The organism is Psychrobacter sp. FME5, assembly GCF_014861375.1.
Lineage (GTDB): Bacteria > Pseudomonadota > Gammaproteobacteria > Pseudomonadales > Moraxellaceae > Psychrobacter.
This window is the reverse complement of the sequence record NZ_RRYX01000151.1, coordinates 1-5,064: the sequence shown is the minus strand read 5'-3', so window position 1 is coordinate 5,064 and position 5,064 is coordinate 1. Positions and strand designations below refer to the sequence as shown.

6 protein-coding genes are annotated in these 5,064 nt (G+C 44.4%); 1 reads left to right on the top strand and 5 read right to left on the bottom strand.

Translation table 11 applies throughout. The annotated features are described in order from the left end of the window. Both EI161_RS13275 and EI161_RS13270 read right to left on the bottom strand, forming a co-directional pair. Positions 1–550, bottom strand: a 550-nt coding sequence (locus tag EI161_RS13275; protein WP_192529769.1) for an IS30 family transposase, incomplete at its 3' end; no start/stop codon positions are given. Between the two features lie 211 nt (positions 551–761). Further along, the gene (locus tag EI161_RS13270) at positions 762–1,364 is read right to left on the bottom strand and encodes a hypothetical protein (RefSeq protein WP_192529768.1); all 603 of its coding nucleotides are present in this window, start codon (positions 1,362–1,364) and stop codon (positions 762–764) included. Positions 1,365–1,619: 255 nt separating this feature from the next. Between EI161_RS13270 and EI161_RS13265 the strand changes: the two genes are divergently transcribed. Beyond that, positions 1,620–2,168 carry a DUF2799 domain-containing protein gene (locus EI161_RS13265; protein WP_225735394.1) on the top strand — a complete coding sequence of 183 codons (549 nt, stop codon included), beginning with the start codon at positions 1,620–1,622 and terminating at the stop codon, positions 2,166–2,168. Between the two features lie 381 nt (positions 2,169–2,549). On the opposite strand, the gene EI161_RS13260 is transcribed toward EI161_RS13265, so the two are convergent. The 3 genes from EI161_RS13260 to EI161_RS13250 form a co-directional block, all read right to left on the bottom strand. After that, on the bottom strand, positions 2,550–2,951 hold the full coding sequence (locus EI161_RS13260; RefSeq protein WP_192529767.1) for an ExbD/TolR family protein: 402 nt from the start codon (positions 2,949–2,951) through the stop codon (positions 2,550–2,552). A 123-nt stretch (positions 2,952–3,074) separates the two neighbouring features. Further along, positions 3,075–3,746, bottom strand: a complete 672-nt coding sequence (locus EI161_RS13255) for a MotA/TolQ/ExbB proton channel family protein (protein ID WP_192529766.1) — start codon at positions 3,744–3,746, stop codon at positions 3,075–3,077. 125 nt (positions 3,747–3,871) lie between these two features. After that, positions 3,872–4,750: an energy transducer TonB gene (locus EI161_RS13250; protein ID WP_192529765.1), complete on the bottom strand. Its 879-nt coding sequence runs from the start codon at positions 4,748–4,750 to the stop codon at positions 3,872–3,874. Positions 4,751–5,064 lie beyond the last annotated feature (314 nt).

The window sequence follows — 5,064 nt, the reverse complement described above, 5'->3', positions numbered from 1 at the left end:
TACGTTCAACGAGCGTTACAATCGCTTGCTTGTGATGCTGACCGATAACGGTATCGGCTTCCCAATCTCCAATACGTGAGCGTTCTTCAACAATACAAGGGCGCTCATGAATCGAGACTCTGTCATTGATACGACCACGGGTCTCAGCGGTTAGGCGTTTACGGTATGGTTTTCCTTTACGTCTGAGACACTGCCACAATGTACCGCCCTGCCTCTTATCACGCCAAATATAGCGATAAATGCTCATATGACTGATACCAGCATGAACGCCAGATATTTGCTCAGGACTCCAGTTCTCTTTAAGCTTGTCTGTCACCCATGCCCAGAGGTCAGTCACAATAGTTGTGGCGTTGTTAGCCCGTCTGTCACAAGCCTTGTTATTAGCATGCTTTGCTCGGTAACCTCGTAGGCTTTTATTACGCCTAAGCTCTCTTGATATGGTACTGGGACTTCTGTTTAACGCCCTCGCTATAAATTTAATACTATGTTTTGCCCCTTTAAGGGCATAAATCTGGTATCGTTCACCTAGGCTTAGATGTGTATAGCTCATGGTTGCAATCTCACTTTGGTCGGTGGATAAAAACTTTGATGCTAGCGCATCTAGGTCTTTTTTTCACCTTGCATTTGGTATTGCACTTCATGTGTTAATCTAAGGTTATAAAGACGTTACACTGCTAAGCGTTAAACTGTCAACTGCAAATAACTCAGCGTTAGACAAATCCCTTTGAACGTTAACTTTTAATAAATCAAAGACTGCTTTCCTAAGCTTGCAAATTTTTCTGCATTTTTATCGCCCACTTTTCTAGATTTTCCTTTAGCACCAGCAAATCCGGTTCAATCTGTTGTTTATGATAAGTGGGGTTATTCAACGGGCGAACGTATGCGATGTCTTCCCAATAGATGACAATGCTATTGGCCTTTGTGAATAAACCTTTTACAAAGGGTTCGATGCTAGACGGCAAGTCTAGCGGTGTTTTATCCAAACTAAAATTGGTTTTATTAGTAGACGTATTGGTCTGATTTTGATTAGAACGGATGGCACTCGGAATAGTGAGTTTGCTATCCTCTGGAGTCGGATCGACAAAATCCAGATCTGGACGCCACTGTCCATCAATCACCTGATAACGCGTGTGCGACAGCTGCAAACCATCTAGCACCAAGCAATACTGCCCCATCATCCCGCGTCCATACTCATCGTCCTTACCTTTGATCCAGTCAGGGCAAGTGACAAGCTTTGGGTTGAGCTGCAAACGACGCGCTGTCATACGCAGATTATCCAAACGCTGATCGACCCCGTTTGGTTTGAGCGCCATCATACTCCCTAATACAAAGAGTACAATGACAACGCCAATCGTAATTCCCATGATAGCCTGACCTTTTGCCTGAATGAATAATGCTGTATAGGTGCTTATAATGAGCTCGAAGCGTTAAAAATCAAGCTAAGCTGACGATTGAGTCTGCTACCCACCTGCATCGGACGCTTCTGAAAAATACTATATATACAATAATAACAACCACTTATGTCTGAAAAAATATAAGCACAATAACAATATATAAAAATCATCAACAATAAAAAAGTGCTATGATAAACCATAACTCTAGATGCGCGCAGGTTTATTATGAACTTTTCTCTCAACCAAAACTCATCAACTGCTGCCTTGAGCCGTAAAGTCATGAAAACCCTTATGAGTCGATCTGGTATTACTTTTTCGCTGATGAGTGCCGCCGTCCTCACTGTATCAGGCTGTGCGACTACTCCTAGCCTGACGCCCCAGCAGTGTCAGTCCAGCAACTGGCAAGAAGTTGGCTACTCTGACGGTATCCGTGGTCGATCTGGTAATTATTTTGGTAATTACGCAAACAGTTGCGCAAGCGTCGGTGGGACAATGCCAAACCGTATGAAATGGGAGGAAGGGCGCCAACAAGGGCTCAAGAACTACTGCACAGAGCTCAATGCCTATAAACTCGGCCGCGAAGGTTATGATTGGCAGTCAGTCTGCCCACTAGCAGGCATTGAAGCGCTCGAAGAGGCTTATTCACAAGGGCGCTACTATTACATCCGCCAACGCGATTTAGACTACCTAGGCTTACCTTACTCTTATGGATACGGACCTTTTAAACGTAGCCGCCTTGATTTCGGTCGTCGCCCGTTTGGTTATGGATGGTAAGACTCTTTCACGTAACACGTAAAATTTGTAGGCATATCAGGCATATTTTAAAGGAAGGCTAAATCTTTGAGAGGTCAAAGTCTGCTTTAGTATTAAGTAGGTTTATAGATGGGAGACTCTTAGATATCGAATACGACTCTTGGATATCAAGCACATAAGTACAGCGGTATAAATAAAGGAAACCTCACAAGGTGACCCAAGCGAGGCGGGAGAAAGTTTTTATTATTTTAGTTGTTCTTCTTATTATTATTTTGATTATTTTTTTATTGGTCAGTTTGTTTGTACTACTAACCATCCATCTGTTGTGAACGATGGCAAGGTCAGAATACTTACATCACTGCAGTCGCATCCACTGCTAACTGTTAAAATCTTGCCCAAAAGCTATTCGTTGACGAAAGCTATCTTAGTCAATCCTGCGTTACTAGCAGCCGCTAGCACTTGCGCCACGGTATCATATTTACCTTCTTTATCAGCGCGTAGCTGCACAGAAGGGTCTTTACCTTCTGCACTTTGCTGCTGCAAACGTGCTTCCAACTCTTCCATACTGATAGGATCACTGTCCCAAAAGATTCCTGCATCTTTATCAATACTGACTTGAATGGCTTCTGGCGGTGTCTGAGTGGCCTGTGCACTAGTCTTAGGCAGGTCCAGTGGTACCGTCGGATTTAGCACTGTCGCTGTCAATAAAAATATAATCATCAATACCAGCATAATATCGATAAGCGGAATGAGGTTCATCTCATTCATACTTTGCGCTTCATCATCACCTAATTGAAATGCCATAATCACCCTCAAGACACTACTGTCCATACGTTTGGATATTCGCAAGATAGCTTGCTGTTGTTAACTTATAATGACGCACTGATCATTATCATTATTTTATCTACGGTTTTCGCCTGGCTCTGATTACACCTTTGATGGTGCGGAACCACGATACTGGCTAGCTGACGGCTCATCTGTTTTGGTAGATGGCTTGGTGGTCGCCTTAGTACTAGTACCCGCGACTGGTTGCGGTGTAGTCGTTTGCTTGGTAGACGCTGACAATAAGTCATGCGCTCTATCGTTGGCATGGTACAGCACACGGCGGTTGACACGTACAGCAAGGTTATAGAACACCACCGCTGGAATAGCAACAGCGATACCCAAACCTGTCATGATAAGCGCCTCACCAACTGGCCCCGCTACTTGACCTAAGCCAGCTTGCCCACTCGTACCGATGTTGTGCAATGCATGAAAAATGCCCCACACAGTACCAAACAAACCGATAAACGGTGCAATCGCTGCCGTCGTGCCAAGGATAGGAAGCCCACGCTCACTCGAAAAACGATAACGGCTAATATTTTTTAGCAAGGCTTGCTCAGTGATCAATCGGCGATCAGCGGCATCAACATCTCTCAGCTCAGTCTGTTTTGCCGCAATTTGCTGACTCAAGTCATCAGCCACATTGGCAGCCAGTTTGCGACTTTGTAGTACACGAAGAATGCCAATCACCCACGAGATGATAGATAACGCGAACAGTAAAAAGAACAAAGTCTTCGTTACCATATCGCTAATTTGCCAGTAATACATAAAGTCCATATCAGACTCCTTAATGTTTGATGCAGTGTTTAATGCCGTGACATGATAGCGCTGAGCAAAATGCCAATCGACCTATCATGAAAGTTATGGATAAATATTGTTGAAAAACAAGTTAAACGCGCCTACTAGGGCACTTCATAGCTTACTGGCAATGTCACGTTGCCTACTACGGGTACACCATTCTTAGTAAATGGCTTGAACCTGCCGCTACGTGCTTGGCGCTGCGCCTCTCTGTCTACCACCGCATTACCTGACGATGTAGCAACTGATACGCTATCAATACCACCCTGTTTGTTCACTCTCATTCTCAATACCACTCGGAAAGTATCACCTGAACGAGCGCTACGAGCAGCACGTGAAGGAAACTCGAATCTCGGTCGAGATGCCCAGTTTGCATTACTGGCAGTGAAGCTCACTGGTGTATTGCTAGCTGCAGCCGCTGCTCTTGCAGCCGCTGCTCTTGCTGCTTCCACTCTTGCTGCTTCCACTCTTGCTGCTTCCACTCTTGCTGCTTCCACTCTTGCTGCTTCCACTCTTGCAGCTTCTGCCCTTTCTCTTTCGACTCTTTCTCTTTCAGCTCGCTGTCTTTGCGCTTGCTCATTCCGAGCTGCTTGCGCTGCTATGATTTTAGTGCGATCAATTTCAGGCTCTGGTTCAGGCTCTGGTATTGGTTCAGGCTCTGGTATTGGTTCAGGCTCAGGCTCAGGTGTTGGCTCAGGTTCAGGTGTTGGTTCTGGTTCAGGTGTTGGTTCTGGTTCAGGTGTTGGTTCTGGAGCGGACACAGGCTCAGCCGGCTCCTGTTCAGGTTCAACGGCTGCTGGTGGCTGTGGCGGTGTGATGAGATCTATTTCTATGGGTTGTGTTTCTTGTATAGGCTCTTCTTTTATCTCAGGCGTCTTAACCACTGCTAAGGCTACAGCTGTCAACGCATGCAATCCTACGACGGCAACGACGGCCGTGAATTTAAGTCTATTGGATGGCGCGTCTAAATTCGTTGAACTCATAAAACTCTAATATTTATTAACTGACGTAGAATGGTGTTGATAATAATGCAAACGATAATTATTATCAATACTAAACTTCACTAATTTCCATTTATTGACGATTTTATCAAAATTAGCTGCCTAAGTTAATAAAAATCATTATCATTTTTATTGATAATGACTCTCAATTGCCTTATCATTGCAGCTCCTTGGCTATTTATGCCATTTATACTACTTGTTTAGCCAGTCAGAGCCTCTGTTATTTATCTTAGATTAACACACCAAGTGCAACGCTAAATTATATTATAGAACACCTGATTGGGCGTTTTAAACCC